The sequence below is a fragment of the Aquabacterium parvum genome (assembly GCF_001447195.1).
GTDB lineage: Bacteria > Pseudomonadota > Gammaproteobacteria > Burkholderiales > Burkholderiaceae_C > Aquabacterium > Aquabacterium parvum.
On sequence record NZ_LFRI01000386.1, the window covers coordinates 65,303 to 86,954 of the forward strand.

At 64.7% G+C, this 21,652-nt stretch carries 23 protein-coding genes; 17 read left to right on the forward strand and 6 right to left on the reverse strand.

The genetic code is table 11. The features are described 5' to 3' along the window. Positions 1 to 66: 66 nt before the first annotated feature. Complete coding sequence (locus ABG80_RS14390; protein ID WP_058088327.1) at positions 67 to 303, reverse strand: YdcH family protein; 237 nt, start codon at positions 301 to 303, stop codon at positions 67 to 69. A 77-nt stretch (positions 304 to 380) separates the two neighbouring features. Then, a complete protein-coding gene (locus ABG80_RS14395; RefSeq protein ID WP_058088328.1) occupies positions 381 to 1,514 on the reverse strand; it encodes a patatin-like phospholipase family protein in 1,134 nt (377 codons plus the stop codon). Positions 1,515 to 1,752: 238 nt separating this feature from the next. Here ABG80_RS14395 and recA point away from each other — a divergent pair, with 238 nt between their 5' ends. From recA to ABG80_RS14460, 13 genes are all read left to right on the forward strand, one after another. Next, the gene (recA, locus tag ABG80_RS14400; RefSeq protein ID WP_058088329.1) at positions 1,753 to 2,811 is read left to right on the forward strand and encodes a recombinase RecA; all 1,059 of its coding nucleotides are present in this window, start codon (positions 1,753 to 1,755) and stop codon (positions 2,809 to 2,811) included. Between the two features lie 130 nt (positions 2,812 to 2,941). Continuing rightward, complete coding sequence (gene recX, locus ABG80_RS14405; protein WP_268760986.1) at positions 2,942 to 3,400, forward strand: recombination regulator RecX; 459 nt, start codon at positions 2,942 to 2,944, stop codon at positions 3,398 to 3,400. A gap of 194 nt (positions 3,401 to 3,594) precedes the next feature. Then, positions 3,595 to 4,755, forward strand: coding sequence for an ADP-forming succinate--CoA ligase subunit beta (gene sucC / locus ABG80_RS14410; RefSeq protein ID WP_058088330.1), 1,161 nt, complete (start codon positions 3,595 to 3,597; stop codon positions 4,753 to 4,755). A 20-nt stretch (positions 4,756 to 4,775) separates the two neighbouring features. Next, positions 4,776 to 5,669 carry a succinate--CoA ligase subunit alpha gene (sucD, locus tag ABG80_RS14415; protein ID WP_058088331.1) on the forward strand — a complete coding sequence of 298 codons (894 nt, stop codon included), beginning with the start codon at positions 4,776 to 4,778 and terminating at the stop codon, positions 5,667 to 5,669. Between the two features lie 115 nt (positions 5,670 to 5,784). Beyond that, complete coding sequence (locus ABG80_RS14420; protein ID WP_058088332.1) at positions 5,785 to 6,483, forward strand: TerC family protein; 699 nt, start codon at positions 5,785 to 5,787, stop codon at positions 6,481 to 6,483. 15 nt (positions 6,484 to 6,498) lie between these two features. Next, complete coding sequence (locus tag ABG80_RS23575) at positions 6,499 to 8,235, forward strand: serine/threonine-protein kinase (protein WP_058088333.1); 1,737 nt, start codon at positions 6,499 to 6,501, stop codon at positions 8,233 to 8,235. Positions 8,236 to 8,284: 49 nt separating this feature from the next. Further along, the gene (locus ABG80_RS14430; protein ID WP_058088334.1) at positions 8,285 to 9,085 is read left to right on the forward strand and encodes a Stp1/IreP family PP2C-type Ser/Thr phosphatase; all 801 of its coding nucleotides are present in this window, start codon (positions 8,285 to 8,287) and stop codon (positions 9,083 to 9,085) included. Positions 9,086 to 9,127: 42 nt separating this feature from the next. Next, positions 9,128 to 9,850 (forward strand): FHA domain-containing protein, encoded by a 723-nt coding sequence (locus tag ABG80_RS14435; protein WP_058088335.1) that lies wholly within the window; start codon positions 9,128 to 9,130, stop codon positions 9,848 to 9,850. 31 nt (positions 9,851 to 9,881) lie between these two features. Beyond that, positions 9,882 to 10,691: an MBL fold metallo-hydrolase gene (locus ABG80_RS14440; protein WP_058088336.1), complete on the forward strand. Its 810-nt coding sequence runs from the start codon at positions 9,882 to 9,884 to the stop codon at positions 10,689 to 10,691. 86 nt (positions 10,692 to 10,777) lie between these two features. After that, positions 10,778 to 11,068 carry a nucleotidyltransferase family protein gene (locus tag ABG80_RS14445; protein WP_058088337.1) on the forward strand — a complete coding sequence of 97 codons (291 nt, stop codon included), beginning with the start codon at positions 10,778 to 10,780 and terminating at the stop codon, positions 11,066 to 11,068. Continuing rightward, a complete protein-coding gene (locus ABG80_RS14450; RefSeq protein ID WP_058088338.1) occupies positions 11,065 to 11,436 on the forward strand; it encodes a HepT-like ribonuclease domain-containing protein in 372 nt (123 codons plus the stop codon). Before ABG80_RS14445 ends, ABG80_RS14450 begins: the two co-directional genes overlap by 4 nt. Positions 11,437 to 11,440: 4 nt before the next feature. Continuing rightward, positions 11,441 to 11,773 (forward strand): hypothetical protein, encoded by a 333-nt coding sequence (locus ABG80_RS14455; protein ID WP_160322553.1) that lies wholly within the window; start codon positions 11,441 to 11,443, stop codon positions 11,771 to 11,773. After that, positions 11,760 to 12,281: a DUF6036 family nucleotidyltransferase gene (locus ABG80_RS14460; RefSeq protein WP_058088340.1), complete on the forward strand. Its 522-nt coding sequence runs from the start codon at positions 11,760 to 11,762 to the stop codon at positions 12,279 to 12,281. Before ABG80_RS14455 ends, ABG80_RS14460 begins: the two co-directional genes overlap by 14 nt. A gap of 124 nt (positions 12,282 to 12,405) precedes the next feature. On the opposite strand, the gene ABG80_RS14465 is transcribed toward ABG80_RS14460, so the two are convergent. Continuing rightward, positions 12,406 to 12,657, reverse strand: coding sequence for a type II toxin-antitoxin system CcdA family antitoxin (locus ABG80_RS14465; RefSeq protein ID WP_235513872.1), 252 nt, complete (start codon positions 12,655 to 12,657; stop codon positions 12,406 to 12,408). A 308-nt stretch (positions 12,658 to 12,965) separates the two neighbouring features. Between ABG80_RS14465 and ABG80_RS23980 the strand changes: the two genes are divergently transcribed. After that, complete coding sequence (locus tag ABG80_RS23980; RefSeq protein ID WP_058088341.1) at positions 12,966 to 13,421, forward strand: pilin; 456 nt, start codon at positions 12,966 to 12,968, stop codon at positions 13,419 to 13,421. Positions 13,422 to 13,481: 60 nt separating this feature from the next. Here the strand turns inward: ABG80_RS23980 and ABG80_RS14475 are convergent, their stop codons facing one another. After that, on the reverse strand, positions 13,482 to 14,537 hold the full coding sequence (locus ABG80_RS14475; RefSeq protein ID WP_058088342.1) for a GSU2403 family nucleotidyltransferase fold protein: 1,056 nt from the start codon (positions 14,535 to 14,537) through the stop codon (positions 13,482 to 13,484). Between the two features lie 141 nt (positions 14,538 to 14,678). Here ABG80_RS14475 and tkt point away from each other — a divergent pair, with 141 nt between their 5' ends. The 3 genes from tkt to ABG80_RS14490 all read left to right on the forward strand — a co-directional run bounded on the left by tkt (position 14,679) and on the right by ABG80_RS14490 (position 19,956). Next, the gene (gene tkt / locus ABG80_RS14480) at positions 14,679 to 16,724 is read left to right on the forward strand and encodes a transketolase (protein WP_083506129.1); all 2,046 of its coding nucleotides are present in this window, start codon (positions 14,679 to 14,681) and stop codon (positions 16,722 to 16,724) included. 143 nt (positions 16,725 to 16,867) lie between these two features. After that, the gene (gene gap, locus ABG80_RS14485; protein ID WP_058088343.1) at positions 16,868 to 17,869 is read left to right on the forward strand and encodes a type I glyceraldehyde-3-phosphate dehydrogenase; all 1,002 of its coding nucleotides are present in this window, start codon (positions 16,868 to 16,870) and stop codon (positions 17,867 to 17,869) included. Between the two features lie 227 nt (positions 17,870 to 18,096). Then, a complete protein-coding gene (locus tag ABG80_RS14490) occupies positions 18,097 to 19,956 on the forward strand; it encodes a S8 family serine peptidase (RefSeq protein ID WP_152987640.1) in 1,860 nt (619 codons plus the stop codon). Here ABG80_RS14490 and ABG80_RS14495 read toward each other — a convergent pair. Both ABG80_RS14495 and ABG80_RS14500 read right to left on the reverse strand, forming a co-directional pair. Then, positions 19,933 to 20,691 carry a hypothetical protein gene (locus ABG80_RS14495; protein ID WP_058088345.1) on the reverse strand — a complete coding sequence of 253 codons (759 nt, stop codon included), beginning with the start codon at positions 20,689 to 20,691 and terminating at the stop codon, positions 19,933 to 19,935. The two genes, ABG80_RS14490 and ABG80_RS14495, sit on opposite strands and share 24 nt — an antisense overlap. 14 nt (positions 20,692 to 20,705) lie before the next feature. After that, complete coding sequence (locus ABG80_RS14500) at positions 20,706 to 21,623, reverse strand: biotin--[acetyl-CoA-carboxylase] ligase (protein ID WP_058088346.1); 918 nt, start codon at positions 21,621 to 21,623, stop codon at positions 20,706 to 20,708. Positions 21,624 to 21,652: the final 29 nt, after the last annotated feature.

Genomic DNA, 21,652 nt, shown 5'->3' on the forward strand with positions numbered 1-21,652 from the left:
AGACGCCGCACCCAGGTCAGGGTGAGCGCTGCAATGCCTTGCTCGGTGGTGTGGGGGACGAAGGCCTCAGGCCTTGAGCAGCGCGTAGAGCTCGTCCTTGAGGCTCACGCGGCGCTGCTTCTTGCCTTCCAGGTCGGCAGATGAAGCGTGTTCGACGCCGGTTTCCAGCCGCACGATCTCCTTGTCGAGATCTTCGTACTCCCGCTCCAGGCGCACGAAATGCGCGCTGCTGGTCTTGAGTGCGTGGATGCGGTCCTTCAGCTCGGGGAAGTCCTTGGCCAGCGGGTGGTGTTCTTGGATCATGCGGCTCCTCTCAGTGCTCAACGGGTCTTTCAGGACTTCATGTTGACGCCGATCGGGGCTCGCGGCCTTGCGTCAGATCAAGCCTGCCGTTTGCGCCCCAGGAAGCTTTCCTCGATGTGCAAGCTGCTGCGCACCCCCACGTCGGCGCGGTGGTCCTTCAGCCAGCGGTCTGCCGCAGCACGCCCGAGGTCTCGCAACTGCTCCAGGAAGACCCATTCGGTGTTGAACTTGGTCGAAGGGCCAAAGCCGTTCATGCCTTCGTCGTCGGAGACCATGTGCATGTGCAGCTGCTTGTAGCGCCCCGGGTCCAGCTTGTTCTCGCGCAACAGGCGGCCCACGAAGGCGATGGCCCGCATCTCGCCGATCAGGCTGGCATTGAAGGTGATTTCGCTGAGCCGGTCCATGATGTCCACGCTGCGCGTCGGGGTGCCCTCGCGCTCCAGCGGGTTCAGTCGCACCAGCAGGATGTCGTTGAGCTCGGTGCGGTAGATCAGCGGATACAGCGCCGGGTTGCCGGTGTAGCCGCCATCCCAGAAGGGTTCATCGTCGATCTGCACAGCCTGGAACAGGAAGGGCAGGCAGGCCGAGGCCAGCAAGGCGTCGATGCTCAGTTCCTCGGCGCTGAAGACGCGCGCCTGGCCGGTGCGCACCGAGGTGGCAGTCACGAACAGGGGGATGCCGCAGCGTGCGCAGCCCTCGTGCAGCGACTCGACCCGCACGTGCTTGGCCAGCACGTCCTTGAGTGGGTTGAGGTTCAGCGGGTTGAACTCGTAGGGGCTGAACGAGCGGGTCAGCAGGTTCCCCCACTGCATCAATGCACTGGTGCCCAGGCCAAACGGGCCCAGCATGGCGTCCAGCCCTTGTGTGCCGAAAGGGTTGCTGAACGGGTTGCTCAATGGGCTGAACAGCGAGCCGTGGTGACTGACATCGCGCCAGAAATCGTGCAAGGCCTGCTGGGCCTGGCGTCGGGCCTGTTGGGGCCCGCCTGCTTCGTGCCCATCCACGTAACCCGACAGCGCGACCGCGCCATTGAGGGCCCCGGCGCTGGTGCCGGAGATGCCCGAGATGTCCACGCCATCGTCGTCGAGCAGCCGATCGAGCACGCCCCAGGTGAAAGCCCCGTGAGAGCCGCCGCCTTGCAGCGCCAGGTTGAGTCGGGGGCGGGCGGCGGGGCGGGGGCGCGATTTGGCGCGGGGGCGGGCGGCGGTCATGCGATCCAGTCTAGATGATTTTTGCTGCAGCGCAGCATGGGTGCGGCGGTGTGGCTGTCATCAGCGGGTCCCACCTTGCTCGTTCAGGATGGGCTGCAGGGCCGGCACGACGACCCACCTCAGGGGGCGTGAATCAGGGGGGCGAAAATTTGCGAGCAGGGTACTGTACAAACATCCAGTCTTTGCCATAATCACGGCATTCACTGTCATCACACAGGCCCCGCGCCGGAGATCACCCATGGAACCCAAGTCGACCCTCAGCACCGAAAAGGCCAAGGCTCTGCAGGCCGCCCTCGCCCAGATCGAAAAGCAGTTCGGCAAGGGCTCCATCATGCGTCTCGGTGAAGGCGAGGCCATCGAAGACATCCAGGTCGTCTCCACCGGTTCCCTGGGCCTGGACATCGCCCTGGGCGTTGGCGGCTTGCCCCGTGGCCGTGTCATCGAAATCTACGGCCCTGAATCTTCCGGCAAGACCACGCTGACCCTGCAGGTGGTCTCCGAAATGCAGAAAATTGGCGGTGTTTGCGCCTTCATCGACGCCGAACACGCGCTGGACGCCCAATACGCGCAAAAGCTCGGCGTCAACCTGCAAGACCTGCTGATCTCCCAGCCCGACACCGGCGAGCAGGCCCTCGAAATCGTCGACGCCCTGGTGCGCTCTGGCTCGGTCGACCTGATCATCGTCGACTCGGTGGCTGCGCTCACGCCCAAGGCCGAACTCGAAGGCGAAATGGGCGACGCCCTGCCGGGCTTGCAGGCCCGCCTGATGAGCCAGGCCCTGCGCAAGCTCACGGCCAACATCAAGAAGACCAACTGCACCGTCATCTTCATCAACCAGATCCGCATGAAGATCGGCGTGATGTTCGGTTCGCCCGAAACCACCACCGGCGGCAACGCCCTGAAGTTCTACGCCTCGGTGCGCCTGGACATCCGCCGCACCGGCTCCATCAAGCGCGGTGACGAGGTGGTCGGCAACGAAACCAAGGTCAAGGTTGTCAAGAACAAGGTCTCGCCCCCCTTCAAGACCGCCGAGTTCGACATCCTCTACGGCGAAGGCATCAGCCGCGAAGGCGAAGTCATCGACCTGGGTGTCACCGCCAAGGTGGTCGACAAATCAGGCGCCTGGTACGCCTACAGCGGTGAAAAAATCGGCCAAGGCAAGGACAACGCACGCGAATTCCTGCGTGAGAACCCCGACCTGGCGCGCGAAATCGAAAACAAGATTCGCGACTCCCTGGGTGTGGCCCAGCGCCCGCCCGCAGCCGCCAACGACGAGTACGACGACAAGGCCGCTTGATCCGCCTTGGTGACGTCGTTCCACACTGACTGAGCTTTGCGGGTGCCCCATGACGGACGAAGATGATTTTTCGCCCGATCTCCCGCAAGCGGCCGAAGCAGGTGGGGCGGCTCGCCGAGGCCGCCCGGGTTTGTCTCTGAAAGGGCGGGCCCTCAAGCTGCTCTCCATGCGCGAACACTCCCGTGTGGAGTTGCGCCGCAAGCTGGCGCCGCACGCGGAGTCGCCCGAGCAACTGGAAGCCGTGCTCGATGACATGGCGGCCAGGCGCTTTCTGTGCCTGGAGCGGTTCGCCGAATCAGTCGTGCATCGCAAGGCCGCGCGATTTGGCTCGGCCCGCATCAAAGCCGAGTTGGCGCAGCACCAGTTGCCCTGCCACGTGGCCGAGGCCGTGGTGCGCAGCCTGCGGGACACCGAGCTGGAGCGAGCCCACGAGCTGTGGGCTCGGCGTTTCGGCGAAGTGGCTGCAAGCCCGCAAGAGCAAGCCCGCCAGGCCCGGTTCCTCATGGCCCGGGGATTTGCCGGAGACGTCGTTCGAAGGGTCGTCCGAGGCGACGGGTTCCCGGACCCCGACGAAGAGTCGCTCGGCTGACGCCTCATCTCCGTGCAAACCCGAGTCTTGCCGAGGGGGCACCCCACCGCATCCGAGGGGTGGCGGTGCTATGCTGACTGCTGCAGTGCAACCAGGCCCAACCGGCCCCGCGCTTGCACCCGCCACTGCCCGATCGGCGGTGGTGGGTTCTGTCATGTTCGACCCGAACGCATCACCCACATCGCGAGATCCCCATGAAGATTCATGAGTACCAAGGCAAAGAGATCCTGAGCCGTTTTGGTGTGCCGGTCCCAAGAGGCATTCCGGCGTTTACCGTAGAAGAAGCCGTCGCAGCGGCTGAGAAACTCGGCGGCCCCGTCTGGGTCGTCAAGGCCCAGATCCACGCCGGTGGCCGTGGCAAGGGCGGCGGCGTCAAAGTGGCCAAGAGCCTGGACGACGTCAAGAAGCTGGCTGGCCAGATCCTGGGCATGCAGCTCAAGACCCACCAGACCGGCCCCGAAGGCCAGAAGGTCAACCGCATCTACATCGAAGACGGCGCCGACATTCAGAAGGAATACTACGTGTCCGTGGTCACCGACCGCGGCACCCAGAAGATCGCCTTCATCGCCTCCAGCGAAGGCGGCATGGACATCGAAGAAGTCGCCCACAGCACGCCCGAGAAGATCATCACCGTCTTCATCGACCCGCTGGCCGGCCTGACCGACGCGCAAGCCCAGCAGATCGCCGACGGCATCGGCATGCCCGCTGATTCGCAAGCCCAGGCCAAGGACATCTTCAAGAAGCTGTACCAGTGCTACATGGAGACCGACGCGTCGCTGGTCGAGATCAACCCGCTGAACCGCGACAGCAAGGGCAACGTCATCGCCCTGGACGCCAAGTTCAACTTCGACAGCAACGCGCTGTTCCGCCACCCTGAAATCGTCGCCTATCGCGACCTGGACGAAGAAGACCCAGCCGAAGTCGAGGCCTCGAAGTTCGACCTCGCCTACATCCAGCTCGACGGCAACATCGGCTGCCTGGTCAACGGCGCCGGCCTGGCCATGGCCACCATGGACACCATCAAGCTGTTCGGCGGCGAGCCGGCCAACTTCCTGGACGTGGGCGGCGGCGCCACGGCAGAGAAGGTCACCGAAGCCTTCAAGATCATGCTCAAGAACCCCGACGTCAAGGGCATCCTGGTCAACATCTTCGGCGGCATCATGAAGTGCGACACCATCGCCGATGGCGTCATCACCGCCTGCAAGGCCGTGAACCTGAACGTGCCGTTGGTGGTCCGCATGAAGGGCACCAACGAAGACCTGGGCAAGAAGATGCTGGCGGACTCCGGTCTGCCCATCATCAGCGTCGACACGATGGCCGAAGCGGCCACCAAGATCGTCGCCGCCGTCAAGTAACGCCCCAGGAAAGAGACATCATGAGCATCCTCATCAACAAGGACACCAAGGTCATCACCCAGGGCATCACGGGCAAGACCGGTCAGTTCCACACCCTCGGCTGCCAGGCCTACGCCAACGGCAAGAACGCTTTCGTGGCGGGCGTGAACCCCAAGAAAGCCGGCGAGAAGTTCTCCGACATCCCCATCTACGCCTCCGTCAAGGAAGCCTCGCAGCAAACCGGCGCCACCGTGTCCGTCATTTACGTGCCGCCCGCTGGCGCCGCTGACGCCATCTGGGAGGCCGTTGAAGCCGACCTGGACCTGGTGATCGCCATCACCGAAGGCATCCCCGTGCGCGACATGCTGATGGTGCGCAACAAGATGAAGGCCAAGGAAGCGGCTGGTGGCAAGAAGACCTTGCTGCTGGGCCCCAACTGCCCCGGCCTGATCACCCCCGAAGAGATCAAGATCGGCATCATGCCCGGTCACATCCACCGCAAGGGCCGCATCGGCGTGGTCTCGCGCTCCGGCACGCTGACGTACGAAGCCGTGGCGCAGCTGACCGAGCTCGGCCTGGGCCAGTCCAGCGCCGTGGGCATCGGCGGTGACCCGATCAACGGCCTCAAGCACATCGACGTGATGCGCGCCTTCAACGACGACCCGGACACCGACGCCGTCATCATGATCGGCGAGATCGGTGGCCCGGACGAAGCCGAAGCCGCACAATGGTGCAAGGCTCACATGAAGAAGCCCATCGTCGGCTTCATCGCAGGCGTCACCGCCCCCCCGGGCAAGCGCATGGGCCACGCCGGCGCGCTGATCTCCGGCGGTGCCGACACGGCCGACGCCAAGCTGGCCATCATGGAAGAGTGCGGTTTCAAGGTCACGCGCAACCCGTCCGAGATGGGGCGCATCCTGAAGTCACTCATCTGACGCGAACCTGAACTGCGTGAACACCCGTGTGCCTGCGCGCACACGGTGCCACTCGAAGGCCCCCCGGGGCCGCCTCTCAGCCCCTACACTCAGGGGCTGATTCCTTTTTTGAGACATGGAAGCTTTCCTGACCCCCGAGTTCTGGCTCGCCGTCGGCCAGATCATCATGATCGACATCCTGCTGGGTGGTGACAACGCCATCGTCATCGCACTGGCTTGTCGCAACCTGCCGCCCGAGCTGCGCCGCAAGGGCATCCTCTGGGGCACGGCAGGCGCCATCGTGCTGCGGGTGATCCTGATCTTCTTTGCCATGTCTTTGCTGGCGCTGCCCTACCTCAAGCTGGTGGGGGCCGCCTTGCTGATCTGGATCGGCATCAAGCTGCTGGTGCCCGAAGACGATGAACACGGCGACCTCCAGGCCAGCGACAAGCTGCTGGGCGCCATCAAGACCATCATCGTGGCCGACTTCGTCATGAGCGTGGACAACGTCATCGGCATCGCCGGGGCGGCCCAGACGGCTGGCCACGAAGGCCACCAGATGCCGCTGGTCATCTTTGGCCTGCTGGTGAGCATCCCCATCATCGTGTGGGGCAGCAGCGTGGTGCTCAAGCTCATGGACCGCTTCCCGGTCATCATCGTCGCGGGCGGCGCCCTGTTGGGCTGGATCGCTGGCACGCTCGCGGTGGGTGACCCGGCCATTCAGGGTTACCTGCCCGCAGGTGACTCGCTGCGTTACCTCGCCGGTGGGCTGTGTGCCCTGCTGGTGGTGGCGGTGGGCAAGGCCCTGGCGGCCCGGGCCCCCCAGGCAAGCTGAGGCGGAGGCCGAACGATGTCGCCGGTGGTCGGATGGATCCTCCTGCTGGCGGTCTGCGTGATGGGCGCAGGCTGGTGGTTCACGCGCCGCCGCAACGGTGGCCGTGGGGGTGATCGCTCCGCTGGCGGTGCGCGCAGCACCCAATGGGCCGATTTTTCCGACACCTCACCCCTGGCCGACAGCGCAGCCGAGCTGCAGCGGCGCAAACGCCAGGCCTTGCAGGACTTCGTCGACTCGCGCGACGACAACCGCCCCCCCTCTCGGTTTGCCGACACCAGCCCGGTCGCGTTCCACCCGCGCTTTCAGCGCTCCGGCCCGGTGCCCTTGTCTTCCGCGCCCGAGGTGGTGCCCATCGCCTCCATGCCGGCGCCCACGCCGCCCAAGGCCCCTGCGGTGACCATCCAGTTGCCCTCTGACCCGGGTCGCCCGAGCGGGCGACCACCGCTGGACAGCTGGTTCGACGACATGACGGCGCCGGCCTCCATCACGTCGCCGCTGAACACCTTGCCAGGCGACGTGGTGTCGGCCCTGGGCGCCGAGGCCGCCGCCGCAGACGACCCGGTTGCCGACCCCAACGCCGAGCGCATCCACCGCGCCTTGCTGACCCTGGGCGATGGGCCCGTGGACCAGGCGTGGGAGGCCCTGCGCGGACACCTGCCCCCCGAGGGGCTGAAGGTCGCCACGCTGGAAACCTGTGACTTGATCGCGGCCGCTTTCGAGGCGGAGCAACGGTTCGATGCCGCCCGCAACGTGTATGAGCACATGGCCGACCTCGACCCATACTGGCGCGACGTGCGCCAGCGCCTGAGCCGCGCACGTGGCAAAGCGCAGGTCCAGGCGGTCGAGTCCTGGGGCTCGGTCGAAGCGCGGCCTGCGGCACATGGCGGCCTGTCGATGCTGGGCAAGTTCGTGCTCGACAAGCAACTGGGCCAGGGCGCGATGGGCGCCGTCTACCTGGCGCACGATCCCGCCACGGGTCAGCACGTGGCCATCAAGACCATGGCCCTGGCGCGCGAGTTCACGGGCGACGACCTGGTCGACGCCCGCAGCCGATTCCTGCGTGAAGCCGACATGGCCGGTCGCCTGCAGCACCCCGACATCGTTCAGATCCTCGATGCGGGCGAAACCGATGGCCTGGCCTGGATTGCCATGGAGCTGATCGATGGCACCGACCTGGGGCAGCACACCCAGCCGAACCGCCTGCTGCCGCTGCCCGTGGTGCTGCGAGCCATCGCCCGGGTGGCCGATGCCCTGGCTTATGCCCACACCCGAGGCGTCACGCATCGCGACATCAAGCCCGAGAACATCATGATCGACCTGCCCCGCGAGGGCGTGAAGGTGATGGACTTCGGCGTGGCGCGCCTGGCCGACGCCTCGCGCACCCGCACGGGTGTCATCCTGGGCACGCCCACCTACATGTCGCCCGAGCAGCTCTCCGGTCAGCACGTCGACGGCCGCACCGACCTGTATTCCCTGGGCGTGACCCTCTTTCAGCTGCTGACCGGCCGCCTGCCCTGCGAGGCCGACTCGCTCGGCGCCCTGATGCGCGCCATCGCACGTGAAACGCCGCCCAATGTGTGCGAGCTGCGCCCCGAGTTGCCCCCTGCGCTGGGCGACGTCGTGGCCCTGGCGCTGCAGAAACACCCGGCCACCCGCTACAGCTCGGGCGAGCAGATGGCCGAAGACTTGCGTGCGGTCTTGAAGATGCTGCCTGATGCTGGGTCCCCCGGCGTCGACATCTCCCTGGCCTGACGACATCCCTGTGCCCGCCCCCTGACCAACCCGGCGACAATTTCCCCCCATGGAGTTCGAGTTCTACAGCCAGACCGACACCGGTCGCGTCCGCAGCAACAACGAGGACAACGTCGCCATCGACACGTCCTGCTCGCTGGCGGTGCTCGCTGACGGCATGGGCGGTTACGCGGCCGGCGAAGTCGCCAGCGGCATGGCCTGCGAGTTCATCAGCGCCGAGCTGGGTCGCTGGCTGAACGAGGCCGCGCCCCAGGCCAGCGACGGCGACGTGCGCCGCGCCATGGACATCTGCGTCGACAACGCCAACCGCGCCATCTTCGGTGCGGCCAACTCCAACCCGATGTACGCCGGCATGGGAACGACCCTGGTGCTGGGCGTCTTCCGCTCGGGCCGGCTGTTGCTGGGGCACATCGGCGACTCGCGCGGCTACCGGCTTCGCGCGGGGGTGTTGCAGCAGGTCACGAAAGACCATTCGTTACTGCAAGAGCAGATCGACGCTGGCATGCTGACACCCGAGCAGGCGCAATTTGCCGCCAACAAAAACCTCGTCACCCGCGCCCTGGGCGTCGAGGACATGGCTCAGCTCGAAACCCACCAGCACGAAATCCAGTCGGGCGACATCTACCTGATGTGTTCGGACGGCCTGTCCGACATGCTCCGAGACCACCAGATCGCCGAAGTCATGGCCCAGCATCAAACGCTCCCCGAGATGGGCGCCGCCCTGGTCGCGGCCGCCAACGAGGCGGGCGGGCGGGATAATATTGCGGTCGTGCTGGTGCGCGCCCAGGGAGTGGCGGATCCTGCACCCAGATCCTGGTGGCCTTTCAGGCGCTTTGCTGGGCTGGGCTGAACGTCTCAACACACACACAAGATCCATAAGCAGAGGTTCCGCATGGGAAAACTGGTCGTCTCACTCGATGGCGTGGTGATCAAGGAGGTCCAGGTCACGAAGGACCGCACCACCCTCGGTCGTCGCCCGTACAACGACATCGTGATCGACAACCTGGCCGTCAGTGGTGAGCACGCCGTGTTGCAGCTGCTCAGCGGCAGCGTTTTCATCGAAGACCTCAACAGCACCAACGGCACCTACATCAACGGCAAGGCCGTCAAGAAGCAGCTGCTGCAGCACAACGACACGGTCGAGATCGGCAAGTACAAGATCAAGTTCCTGGCGGACGAAGGCTCCGACTACGAAAAGACGATGATCATGCGGCCGGGCACGCCGCTGCCGACGGCGCTGGGCGCGCAAGCCCACGCGGCTGCAGCCACCCCGACCGGCCCTTCCACCACGCCGGGCGCTTTCGGTGCTGCCATGGCCCAGGGCCCCAGCGGCTTCGGCAGCCTGCCCAGCCAGAGCCCGGCCTCCATCAAGGTGCTCAACGGTGCCGCAGCCGGCCGCGAGGTCGCACTGACCAAGGTCGTCACCACGGTGGGCAAGCCTGGCGTGCAGGTGGCCTCCATCACCAAGCGCCCGGGTGGCTACGTCTTCGCCCACGTCGAAGGCTCGGCCCGTCCCACGGTCAACGGCGCGCCCGTGGCGGCCGACCCCGTCCACCTCAAGAGTGGTGACGTGATCGAGCTGGCCGGTACCCAGATGCAGTTCGTTCAGGCCTGAACGAACGGGCTCAACCCCACGAGCCAGCACCATGATCCGCGTCCTCGGCTGCTTCGGCTCGATCGCGGCGCGCTGCCACACCACCGCCTTTCTGCTCGACGACGACATCCTCATCGACGCGGGCAGCGGCGTGGGCGAGTTGCGCCTGGACGAGCTCGCCCGCATCGACCACGTCCTGATCACGCACAGCCACCTGGACCACGTGCTCAGCATCCCGCTGCTGGCTGACACGGTCATCAAGCTGCGCATGGGCGCGGGCCTGAGCAGCTTGCGGCCCATCCACGTCCATGCCCTGCCCGAGACGCTGGCCGCGCTGCGCGGCCACATCTTCAATGGCGTGATCTGGCCGGACTTCACGCGCCTGCCCAGCGCCCAGCACCCGATCCTGGTCTTCCACGAGTTCGCGGTGGGCGAGGTGCTGCGCTTTCCGGCGCGTGGCGGCGTGGACGACCGGCTGGTGCACGTGCTGCCGGCGGCGCACACGGTGCCAGCGGTGGGCTTTGGCATCGAGACGCCGCAGGGCTGGTGGGTGTTCACGGGTGACACGGGCCCCAACCCGGCCTTGTGGCAGGCGCTGCAGGGTGAGCGCATTGCTCAGTTGGTGATCGAGACCGCCTTTGGCAACGAAGAGGCGCACCTGGCCAACATCAGCGGGCACCTGTCGCCGCAGACGCTGGCGCAAGAGCTGGCGCAGCTAGACGGTGAGGTGAGTGTCTACATCACCCACCCCAAGCCCGGCGAAGTGCCGGCGGTGCTGTCGCAGGTGAGGGCGCTGGACAGCCGGCACCGGATCGAGCCGCTGCGCGAGGGCTTGCGGTTTCATGCGCCGGCGGAGGATTGAGGCGTTCCGTTTGCCCTCCCCCGGGGTTTTCGTCGTTGGCCCCTGGGTCGTATCATGGACACGAGATCCGATGTGAAAGGAAAGCCATGCGACCGTCCATTGCGCTCGATATGAAGCGAAACGCTGTGCGCGAAGCGGTGAACCGTTTCCGCGCGGCAAACCCTCGCATTTTTGGATCGGTGCTGCATGGCACTGATCAGGACGGCAGTGACCTTGATCTGCTGGTTGACGCGCTGCCTGGCGCCACGCTGCTGGACTTGGGCGATTTGGAAGCAGAGCTGAAATCGCTGCTTGGCGTGGACGTTGATTTGCTGACACCCGGCGACCTGCCGCCAAAATTCCGCGCCAAGGTGCTCGCGGAGGCTCGTCCGGTATGAGGGCGAACCGATTGCCGGACTACGTGGGCCACATTCAACAGGCTGCGACTGATGCGTGCAGCTTCGTGGAAGGGATGGACAAGGATGACTTCCTGGCTGACAGGCGCACTCAGCAGGCCGTCATCATGAGTTTGATCGTCATTGGTGAGGCCGCTACAAAGGTGATGGATTCGAGTGCCGGCTTTACCCAGGCGCATGCGGAAATACCGTGGCGCAGCATGCGTAACATGCGCAATCGCATGGCCCATGGGTATTTCGACATCAACCTTGATGTGGTTTGGGAAACGGTTCAAGAATGGTTGCCAGAACTGCTCAAGCAACTGCCCGCCGCGAGACAGGATGCTGAACACTTGGACTGCTCGGACTGAAACCATGCCTTTGCAGCATTCAGACCTAGACCGTCGCAGCTTGGCCATGCACCGGCTGGCCGTGGAAAAGCTTGAGCGTGAACCGGCGCTGCTGGAGCGCGCGCGCGCGATTCTGGCTCGCTGGCGCGCAGCTTCGTCTGCGCGCACGGCCCCCGCTCTGGATGAGTGGCAACACCTGCTGGACGCCGACGGTGGCCGGGGCGGGCTGGCGGTGGCCCTGGAGGACACCGAGCGTGCAGCCTGGCTGCGCCAGAGTTCGCCCCTTGCCTGCCTGCTGACTTCGCAGGAACGGTTTGCGATCATCAAGCAATGGCGGATTTCGCATGCAAAGGCATGAGTTGGAGCACCTGATCCGGGCGGCGTCAGCCATCACCAACGACTATGAGGTGGTCGTGGTGGGCAGCCAGTCGATTCTCGGTGCAGTACCCAATCCGCCCGATTCGCTGACGGTCTCGATGGAGGCCGACATCTACCCGGCCAACATGCCTGAGCTGGCGGATTTGATCGATGGCGCCATCGGCGAAGGCTCGCCATTTCACGAACGCTTTGGCTACTACGCTCAGGGCGTGGGGCCGGAAACCGCTGTGCTGCCTGACGGCTGGCAAGGGCGCTTGGTCCGACTGCAGAACCAGAACACCGACTTGAAAGTCGGGTTGTGCCTGGACCCAGCTGATTTGTGCGCGGCCAAGCTGGCTGCTGGGCGCGACAAGGACTGGGTGTTCGTGCGTGAGGCCATGAAGCACGGCATCGTGAATGCTGAAACCTTGGCAGCGCGGGTTCGCGCATTGCCGATCGAACCCGGCCAGCAAACGCGCTTGCTGGCGTGGGTGTCGGCGCAAGGCTGATCAAACCTCCTGGAACAGGCAATCGAGCGCAGCGACCACGTGTTAAGAGCGGTGAGCAGGTTGGGCCGCACGTCCATCAGGTAGCCGGGGCCTTCCGGGTTGGCTTAGACCGAAAACCGGGCCATCAGAACTGCCTGTGCCGGGCGAGGGGCAGCCTGTTGCGTTCCACGTGGGCGTTGGAACTCTCAAGCGCTTCGAGGTTGGCCTGCAGCCACAACTCGGCGCGTTTGGCGGCCACCGCCTGACTCAGGCCCGCTTCCGCCGCCTGGGAAATGTTGATGCGCAGCGCCTTGGCTTCGGCCAGCAGGTTGGCGCCCAAAGAGACGTTGGTGGCCTTGCGGGTGGATGGGGGTGAATCAACAACGGTCATGCGCATGATGTGTCTCCATGAAGCATGCGCAAATGTTAGCGGGGGTGCGCTTGATGGGCAAGCCTCAGCAAAGATGACGAAAATTGTCAGCTCAGACCTTTGGGTGACGTTTTTGGGCTGACGCCTTGAAACACATCCGACCAAGCGTGTTGGTTGGGTGGGGTGGGTCGAGGGAAACCGAGCAGGAAATCACGTTTTTTCGGGCTCTGAAAGCTGGCACGCAGGCTGCACCATGTCTGGCGTGCGGTCGGCGAAGTCGGTCGCTGACTGCAAACCGTTTTTACCAGTGGCCCCGTGAGGCCGAGGAGTTCAACATGAAGCGCGTTCAACAAGGTTTCACCCTGATCGAACTGATGATCGTCGTGGCGATCATTGGTATTTTGGCGGCTGTGGCGATTCCGCAGTATCAAAACTACATTCGTCGCGCCGCATATACCGAAGTGATCGCAGCCGCTGCGCCCTACAAGGCTTCCATTGAAGAATGCTTCCAAACGACTTCAGACCTTCAGCTTTGCGGTGCTTCCACTGCCGTCGTGCCAACTGATGTCCCGGCCGTGCCTGCGGCAACGACGACGGGCGCTTTCAACAGCATGGCGATCGCAGCCGCAGCCGCAGCCGCTGGCCCGATCAACATCGTGTTGACGCCTAACGCCTACAAGGGCATCCTGGCGGCGGACACATGCACCATGGCCGGCGCGCCTGATGTGTCGGGCCGATTGACTTGGGCGTACTCCGGCGTGTGCGTGACCAAGGGTTTCGTCAAGAATTGATAGTTGAACATCGTCTGAATGGGGCGCATTGCGCCCCATTTTCATTGCGCTCGGATTGGTTTATCTCTCTTCAGTTGTATCGAGCATGTGAGCGATGTTTGGTGCCACGTGCTCAAGCGCCTTGCGTCCCTCCAACGCCCGCTTCCGCCACCCCGGCCCCCTGCTCAACGCATCGGCCCATGCCTCCTGCAAGGCCTCCGGGTCGTTGGCCGCAAAGTAGCTCATCAAGGCCGCCGCCTGCGCCAGGTCTTTGCTGATCTTGGCCTTGAACGCCCCAGCGCGCTCGCCGATGATCAGCAACTTGTGCACGGCGTAGCGCTCGGGTGCCGGCAGGTTGACCACCACGCAGCGCCCAGTCGAGTCGAACAGCGTGGTTTGCTGAACGCCTTCCAGTGAATACTCCATGAACCGCAGCGGCTGCAAGGCCACGTCGAGGTTGTCGATGTGAATGGGCTCTTCGCTGTCGGAGGTTCGCGTCGTCAGGAAGTCAACCTGAAACTCGGGCTCGTCTTTGTGCTTGTACGACGCGCCTGCGCTGCCTCGGTACTGCACCAGTGGCAAGAAGCCGCCTTCCATCGTGGTGAGCGCCGAGTGGGGTTGAGCGTCAATCGTGGCGGGCAAGGCAATCGACACATTGCGCCCTGCATGGGCAAAGTCGATGTCCGAGGTCTGGTCGGGGCTGTTCCAGCGCACACCCAACTGGTTGGCGTGGGCCAAGAAGGCATGTGTGCCGATGAGCACGCCGCCTGCCCTGAAGAAACCAAACTCGTTGAGCCGCAGGATGACGCTGAGGTGTTTGCGTTGGATGGGCGCACAGCCCAAGGCCAGCGCGGATTTGGCCAGTGGCTTGAGTTTTTCGAGCGGGGCTTGCTGGCGCGCTCTCTCGATCACGTGCTGCACTTCTTCGTTGTCCGGCCCCACGTAGATCTGCCTGACCGAGTGGGTGTTCTCGCGGTAAGCGAAGTACCACTGCCGGGTCCCTTTCACCACCTTGGTCGAAAAGCTGCCTTGCAGGTGCGAAACGTCTCGGGCCAGTTCAGCCGCCATGGCGGCGGTTTGCAGTTGTGCGAACGCCGTGGCGGCGGAGACGGGCAGGTCGGTGAAGTGCTCAGGCATGCGGAGTTATACAACATTTTTATTTTTGTTGTATAGGCCGCATCAGGAAAGCCTGCCAACCGTTTGGCAGGCCCAGCCATGTCGTCGTCCACACCAAGCTAAAATCCAAGGTTTCCCGCAGCCCAACCCCCTCTGCCCGCCATGTCCCACTCCACCAAAAACATCACCGCCATGGCCAACGCCATCCGTGCGCTGGCCATGGACGCCGTCCAGCAAGCCAATTCCGGTCACCCTGGTGCACCGATGGGCATGGCGGACATGGCCGTGGCCCTGTGGAGCCGCCACCTGCGCCACCACCCGGCGCAGCCGAACTGGTTCGACCGCGACCGCTTCGTGCTGTCCAACGGTCACGCTTCGATGCTGATCTACGCCCTGCTGAACCTGTCGGGCTACGACCTGTCCATCGACGACCTCAAGGCCTTCCGCCAGATGCACAGCAAGACCCCGGGTCACCCCGAGGTCGGCATCACCCCGGGCGTCGAGACCACCACCGGCCCGCTGGGTCAGGGCATCACCAACGCCGTGGGCATGGCGCTGGCTGAAAAGCTGCTGGCCGCCGAGTTCAACCGCCCCGGCCACGACATCGTCAACCACCACACCTACGCCTTCCTGGGCGACGGCTGCCTGATGGAGGGCATCAGCCACGAGGCCGTGGCCCTGGCTGGCGCCTGGAAGCTGGGCAAGCTGATCGCCCTGTACGACGACAACGGCATCTCGATCGACGGCCAGGTCGCGCCCTGGTTCATCGACAACACGCCCCAGCGCTTCGAGGCCTGCGGCTGGAACGTCATCGGCCCGGTCGATGGCCACGATGTGGATGCCGTCGATGGCGCCATCGTCAAGGCCAAGCTGTCTGCTGACAAGCCGACCCTGATCGTCTGCAAGACCCACATCGGCAAGGGCTCGCCCAACCGCGCCAACACGGCCAAGGCCCACGGCGAGCCGCTGGGTGGCGACGAGATCAAGCTGACGCGCGAAGCCATCGGCTGGTCGCACGAAGCCTTCGTGATCCCCGAAGAAGTCCGCGCCGACTGGGACGCCCGCGCCGACGGCGAGCTGCTGGTGGCCGACTGGAACCAGCGCTTCGAGGCCTACAAGGCCCTTTTCCCCGCTGAAGCCGCCGAGTTCGAGCGCCGCATGAAGGGCGAGCTGCCCGCCAACTTCGCCGAGATCGCCGTGCAGGCCGTGGCCTCTGCCCACGACAAGGCCGAGACCGTGGCCAGCCGCAAGGCCAGCCAGATCGCGCTGGAGTTCTTCACCGCCGCCTTGCCCGAAATGCTGGGCGGCTCGGCCGACCTGACCGGCTCGAACCTGACCAACACCAAGAGCACGCTGGCCTTCCGCGTGGGCGACGACGGCAAAGTGGTCACCACCGATGGCAAGCCCGGCCGCCACATCAACTACGGTGTGCGCGAGTTCGGCATGGCCGCGATCATGAACGGCGTGGCCCTGCACGGTGGCTACATCCCCTACGCCGGCACCTTCCTGACCTTCAGCGACTACAGCCGCAACGCCATCCGCATGGCCGCGCTGATGAAGCAGCGCGTGATCCACGTGTTCACGCACGACTCCATCGGCCTGGGTGAAGACGGCCCGACCCACCAGTCCGTCGAGCACGCCGCCAGCCTGCGCCTGATCCCGGGTCTCGACGTCTGGCGCCCGGCCGACACGACCGAAACGGCCGTGGCCTGGTCCATGGCCCTGGCCAACAAGAACCGCCCGTCGGCCCTGCTGCTGTCGCGCCAGAACCTGCCCTACGCGCCCAAGTCGGACGCCGACGTGATCACCCAGGGTGCTTACGTGCTGGCCGAGCCGTCGGAAGTGGGCCTGAAGAAAAAGGCCGTGGCCGTGATCGTGGCCACCGGCTCCGAGGTGCAGCTGGCCCTGCACGCGCAGCAAAAGCTGGCCGAGATGGGCGTGCCCGTGCGCGTGGTCTCCATGCCTTCGACCACCGTGTTCGACCGCCAGGACGTGGCCTACAAGAAGTCCGTGCTGCCGGCCAACCTGCCTCGCGTGGCGGTGGAGGCCGGCGTCACCGATTTCTGGTGGAAGTACGGCGTGGACGCGGTCGTCGGCATCGACACTTACGGCGAGTCGGCCCCGGCCGGCGTGCTCTTCAAGCACTTTGGCTTCACCCCCGAGAACGTGGTGGCCACCGTGCTGAAGGTGCTCAAGAACCGCGCCTGAAGCCTAAAATCACGGGCTGCCCGCCGCGCCTGGGTCACCACCTGGGCGCCGCACAGGCCGGGCCTGCCCCGCCACACCCGCTGAGCAGACTTCGTTTCCAGCCTTTTCAAACCTCTTAAACCTTCACAAAAGGTCTTTCCATCATGGCGATCAAGATCGGTATCAACGGCTTCGGCCGCATCGGCCGCATGGTGTTCCGTGCAGCAGTCCAGAACTTTGCCAACGACGTCGAAATCGTCGGCATCAACGACCTGCTCGAGCCCGACTACCTGGCCTACATGCTGAAGTACGACAGCGTGCACGGTCGTTTCAAGGGTGAAGTCGCCGTCGAAGGCACCAACCTGATCGTCAACGGCAAGAAGATCCGCCTGACCGCCGTCAAGAGCCCGGCCGAGCTGAAGTGGGACGAAGTCGGCGCCGACGTCGTCATCGAGTCCACCGGCCTGTTCCTGACCAAGGAAACCGCCGAAGCCCACATCAAGGCGGGTGCCAAGAAGGTGATCATGTCGGCCCCCTCGAAGGACGACACCCCGATGTTCGTCTACGGCGTCAACGACAAGACCTACGCCGGCCAGACCATCATCTCCAACGCTTCGTGCACCACGAACTGCCTGGCCCCCGTGGCCAAGGTGCTCAACGACACATTCGGCATCAAGCGCGGCCTGATGACCACCGTGCACGCCGCCACCGCCACGCAAAAGACCGTGGACGGCCCGTCGAACAAGGACTGGCGCGGCGGCCGTGGCATCCTGGAAAACATCATCCCCTCGAGCACGGGCGCCGCCAAGGCCGTGGGCGTGGTGATCCCCGAGCTGAACAAGAAGCTGACCGGCATGGCCTTCCGCGTGCCCACCTCTGACGTGTCCGTCGTTGACCTGACCGTCGAGCTGAACAAGGAAGCTTCGTACGAAGACATCTGCAAGGCCATGAAGGCCGCTTCGCAAGGCGCCATGAAGGGCGTGCTGGGCTACACCGAAGACAAGGTCGTGGCCACCGACTTCCGTGGCGAAGTCTGCACCTCGGTGTTCGACGCCGAGGCCGGTCTGGCCCTGGACAGCACCTTCGTGAAGGTCGTGTCCTGGTACGACAACGAGTGGGGCTACTCCAACAAGTGCCTGGAAATGGCGCGCGTCATCGCCAAGTGATCGCTGCCGCCATGGCGTGACCTTTTTCACGTCAGGTCGGTGGCTTCGGTGGTTTTGTCTCCCGGATCCGTCGACTTGTGCCGCTCAAGGCCCCTTCATGGGGCCTTTTTCATTTGATCCGATGTGCAACAGTGCCGACAACAGGTTGCTGAGTTCGTCTTGTCGCTGCGGTGCCGGGGTGGCGTCGAACCATAATCACTTTTCCGGATCTGGTGCAGGAGCACGGCGTGAACGCTTACAAGAAGGCGATTGATCAAGCTCATCGGGCATCGCGGCTCGTTCGATTCACACGCAGCCTTGCGTCTGCAGGTCTAGGCATTGCCTTGGTCGGCGGTGCGTCGGCAGCCAATCAGCAGCCAGACTTGGCTCTCGGTTTGATAGTCAAACTCAAGGAATCCACCCCACAGTCTGTGGTGCGTCTCTCTGCCAGCGTTCGACCGTCGGACGGCGAGCGCGCACAGCGGCAACGTTTGTACAGCGCTTCTGCCAGGATGCGGGTAGGTTTCACGTCACAAAAGCAAACGGCTTTCGGTGCGCATGTGATCCATTCCGGCCGGATTACCACATTGGCAGAGGCTGAGGCAGAAGCCGAGCGATTGCGCCAAGACCCGGATGTGGAATGGGTGGTCGTCAACCAATTTGAGAGACCCGCTGCCGTGGCGCGGGTTGACTCGGTGACTCCGTCGATCAATGCGGCGTATGGTGACCAGTTCTGGCTCAAGGACAAGGTCACGGGTGGAGACGGGGTGGCTGGCTTCAAGACCGCCTGGGATGCGATCAACGCCTCCGGGCGGAAGCTGGGTGCCGTGGTGACGGCTGTACTGGATACGGGGGTCTTGTCGGCAGCACCGGAGATTCAGAACCGTCTGGTTTCCCCGGGTTTTGACTTTGTCTCGCAGGTTAGCAGCTCCAATGACAACGACGGTGTTGATCCGGATCCCTCCGACCCGGGCGACTACAACACCAACGCTGCGGCCTGTGATGTGGAGAACAGCTCCTGGCACGGCACCATGGTGACCACGATCTTGACCTCTCCAGCCAACAACAACCGATTTGGCCCAGGGGTCTTGTCTGTGTTGCCGGGAGAGGTTGTTCTGCCCGTTCGAATTGGCGGTGCTTGTGGCGCAGTGGTCAGTGACATTGTCGAGGGGATGCTTTGGGCGGGAGGGGTTGACTATCAAGGTGCTCCTTCAACGCAAAACACGCATCCGGCTAGGGTGATCAACTTGAGTTTCGGCGGCCGAAACAGTTGTGATGCATCCACTTCAACGGGGGCGTTGTATCGCAACACCATTGCCGTGCTGAAACAAAAAGGCGCAGTGGTGGTCGGATCCGCTGGGAACGGGACCGGTCTGCCAGGCACCGTTGGCTACACAACGCCCAGTCGGCCGGCTAACTGCGAGGGCGCGGTGGCCGTCACAGCCTTGCGGGCCAATGGCACCAAGGCAACGTACGCTAACTTGGTAAATGGGAACGTTGGCAGTGCTGGCTACGTAGGATTGGCCGTTGCCGGTGGCGACTCGGATGCGTGGATGCGGGTGCTGGCCAACACCGGCACCACGACACCAACGGCATCGTTTCAGCTGTACCTGGAAGGCGGGACCAGTTTTGCTGCGCCTCAGGTTTCTGGCTTGATCGCGCTGATGTTTGCCATCGATCCCAGTCTGACTGCGGATCAAGCAGTTAACCTTGTTAGGAACAACGTCACGGCGTTCCCGAATCCCGGTGGTTTGCCCGCTTGCTCAGCAGACACCGCAAACTGCGTTTGCGATCAAAACACATGCGGTGCGGGGGTTGTCGATGCAGGAGCCGCGGTCGCTGCTGCCCTCGCTGGTGTCAGCGGCCGAGTTGACACGGACACTTCCTTGGATTTCATTCCCCCCGCGCTGTACGCTGGTTTCTTCACGCCGGATCGGGTCTTGTATGCCGAGCGGGAGCGTCGCGGCAGTGGTGGTGGTGGCGCCAGTGACGTGGGCATGCTGGCACTGTTGGCCGCCCTAGCCGGCTGGATGCTGGGGGCGGCGATGTGGCCTTGCCTTAAGATCCGTTATGCCAACGTGCAGTCAAGACCGGCAAGCGGTGAATGACTTGCCTTGGGGCAGCTTGAGCCCCGAGAGCGTCACCTGCATCGACTCGTTGGCTTGTGCCACGCGCAGGTAATGCACTTGACCGGCCGGGCGGATCGTCACCACGCGGGCGGTGCGGATGCCGCGTTGTTTGAGGCCACCCAAGCGGGTTTCGGCATCGGCTTCGCTGGCAAAGCGGCCCAATGACAGGCCGCGCGCGTAGGTGCCGTTGCGCACTTCGTCAAAGTTCAGCCCCTTGATGCGCTTGAGCTCCGTGACCTTGCGGTCATACAGCTCTTCGTCGTTGTAGGGGCCCATGTAGACCATCCACTGCCCGCCGATGGCGATGCTCTGGCGCGTCCAGCTGCCTGTCTGCAGCAAGGGCCGCAGGGTCTTGTCGACGGCGGCGGCGTCTTCCGGGTTGAACGGGCCGGCCTCGACGCACAGGGCCGGGGTGGCTGCAGCCTGCTGCGCGGTGGCGCTGGATGCCGCAGAGGTGGCTTCGGCCGCGCTCGCTGCGCTGTCCGGGGTCGATGCGGCTTCGGCTGGCGGCGTGCGGCGGCGCAGCGCGTGGTTTTGCGCTGTGTCACCCGGCTGCAGCACCTCGATTTGCTCGGCGTGCAGCTGCGCGCTCAGGCGCTGAGGCTCGCGTTGCCCCTCGGCGGGCATGCCTGCCCAGGCCTTCAGCCAGCCGTGGGTCCAGGCAAAAAAGCCAAGGTTGACGATCAACAGGGCGAGCACCAGGGAGCGGAGCATGGGGCGTGCAGGGGTCAGGTGAGGGGGGCTGCAAGGGCAGGGCGCACGCTGACTTCACCACTGCTCCAGCGTTGCAGGCCGCCTGCAGTATGCACGAGCAGTGCACCCGACTCGTCCACGCCTTGGGCCGTGCCGCTGGCGTCGGGGGGCGTCTGGGCGTCGGGCAGGTGGCCGGGCCGGGTCCACAGCGACACCTCCTGGCCTTTGAGCACATCGCGGTCAGACCAGGCCGTCAGCAAGGGGGCGAAGCCCGTGGTCTCAAAGCGGTGCACGGTGTCCAGCAGGTCGGGCAGGACCCATGACCAGGCTTCGCCAACGCCGAGCGGGTCGTCTGCGTTGCGGGACAGCCATGCCGAGCCTGCGGGTGCCTGGCCTGGCCGCACGTTGATCCCCACGCCGATGACGACCCAGCGGCTGCCGTCGGCGTCGTCTTTACCGCCCGGCAGGCCCGGAGCGGGTGTGGCCTCGATGAGGATGCCGCCCAGCTTGCGGGACCCGAGCCACAGGTCATTGGGCCATTTCAGGCCGATGGGGGGCAGGGCGGTGCCCAGGCCACTGGCGTGACGCGCTTGCAGGGCGCGGTCGAGCGATTGGGCCAGGCTCAGGCCCACGGCCAGCGACAAGGCGCTGCCACCTCCGGGCACGCCGCCGAGTTGCAAGGGCAGGCCCAGCGAGAAGGTGAGGGTGTCGCCAGGGTGGGCGGTCCAGCTGCGGCCTCGGCGTCCCCGGCCGGCGGTTTGGCTGGCGGCGACCAGCGCCGTCGGCCAGGTCTGACCGCGACGGCCGCGTTCCATGAGCTCGGTGTTGGTCGAGCCCACCTCGGGCAGCACGTCCAGGCTCAAGTCGGGCCAGCGGGGGGAGCAGGCCTCCCAGATGCGCTCGGCCGCAGCGTTCAGGTCGGCCAGGACCGGATCGATCGGGGGCGTCTGCATCCCGGGCCTTGTCGGTGAGTCGAGCGAAG

What these genes read in the sequence shown, in the direction of transcription:
- ABG80_RS14390 (WP_058088327.1), bottom strand. Translation starts at nt 303, where the DNA reads ATGATCCAAGAACACCACCCGCTGGCCAAGGACTTCCCCGAGCTGAAG.
- ABG80_RS14395 (WP_058088328.1), bottom strand. Translation starts at nt 1,514, where the DNA reads ATGACCGCCGCCCGCCCCCGCGCCAAATCGCGCCCCCGCCCCGCCGCC.
- recA (WP_058088329.1), top strand. Translation starts at nt 1,753, where the DNA reads ATGGAACCCAAGTCGACCCTCAGCACCGAAAAGGCCAAGGCTCTGCAG.
- sucC (WP_058088330.1), top strand. Translation starts at nt 3,595, where the DNA reads ATGAAGATTCATGAGTACCAAGGCAAAGAGATCCTGAGCCGTTTTGGT.
- sucD (WP_058088331.1), top strand. Translation starts at nt 4,776, where the DNA reads ATGAGCATCCTCATCAACAAGGACACCAAGGTCATCACCCAGGGCATC.
- ABG80_RS14420 (WP_058088332.1), top strand. Translation starts at nt 5,785, where the DNA reads ATGGAAGCTTTCCTGACCCCCGAGTTCTGGCTCGCCGTCGGCCAGATC.
- ABG80_RS23575 (WP_058088333.1), top strand. Translation starts at nt 6,499, where the DNA reads ATGTCGCCGGTGGTCGGATGGATCCTCCTGCTGGCGGTCTGCGTGATG.
- ABG80_RS14430 (WP_058088334.1), top strand. Translation starts at nt 8,285, where the DNA reads ATGGAGTTCGAGTTCTACAGCCAGACCGACACCGGTCGCGTCCGCAGC.
- ABG80_RS14435 (WP_058088335.1), top strand. Translation starts at nt 9,128, where the DNA reads ATGGGAAAACTGGTCGTCTCACTCGATGGCGTGGTGATCAAGGAGGTC.
- ABG80_RS14440 (WP_058088336.1), top strand. Translation starts at nt 9,882, where the DNA reads ATGATCCGCGTCCTCGGCTGCTTCGGCTCGATCGCGGCGCGCTGCCAC.
- ABG80_RS14445 (WP_058088337.1), top strand. Translation starts at nt 10,778, where the DNA reads ATGCGACCGTCCATTGCGCTCGATATGAAGCGAAACGCTGTGCGCGAA.
- ABG80_RS14450 (WP_058088338.1), top strand. Translation starts at nt 11,065, where the DNA reads ATGAGGGCGAACCGATTGCCGGACTACGTGGGCCACATTCAACAGGCT.
- ABG80_RS14455 (WP_160322553.1), top strand. Translation starts at nt 11,441, where the DNA reads ATGCCTTTGCAGCATTCAGACCTAGACCGTCGCAGCTTGGCCATGCAC.
- ABG80_RS14460 (WP_058088340.1), top strand. Translation starts at nt 11,760, where the DNA reads ATGCAAAGGCATGAGTTGGAGCACCTGATCCGGGCGGCGTCAGCCATC.
- ABG80_RS14465 (WP_235513872.1), bottom strand. Translation starts at nt 12,657, where the DNA reads ATGCGCATGACCGTTGTTGATTCACCCCCATCCACCCGCAAGGCCACC.
- ABG80_RS23980 (WP_058088341.1), top strand. Translation starts at nt 12,966, where the DNA reads ATGAAGCGCGTTCAACAAGGTTTCACCCTGATCGAACTGATGATCGTC.
- ABG80_RS14475 (WP_058088342.1), bottom strand. Translation starts at nt 14,537, where the DNA reads ATGCCTGAGCACTTCACCGACCTGCCCGTCTCCGCCGCCACGGCGTTC.
- tkt (WP_083506129.1), top strand. Translation starts at nt 14,679, where the DNA reads ATGTCCCACTCCACCAAAAACATCACCGCCATGGCCAACGCCATCCGT.
- gap (WP_058088343.1), top strand. Translation starts at nt 16,868, where the DNA reads ATGGCGATCAAGATCGGTATCAACGGCTTCGGCCGCATCGGCCGCATG.
- ABG80_RS14495 (WP_058088345.1), bottom strand. Translation starts at nt 20,691, where the DNA reads ATGCTCCGCTCCCTGGTGCTCGCCCTGTTGATCGTCAACCTTGGCTTT.
- ABG80_RS14500 (WP_058088346.1), bottom strand. Translation starts at nt 21,623, where the DNA reads ATGCAGACGCCCCCGATCGATCCGGTCCTGGCCGACCTGAACGCTGCG.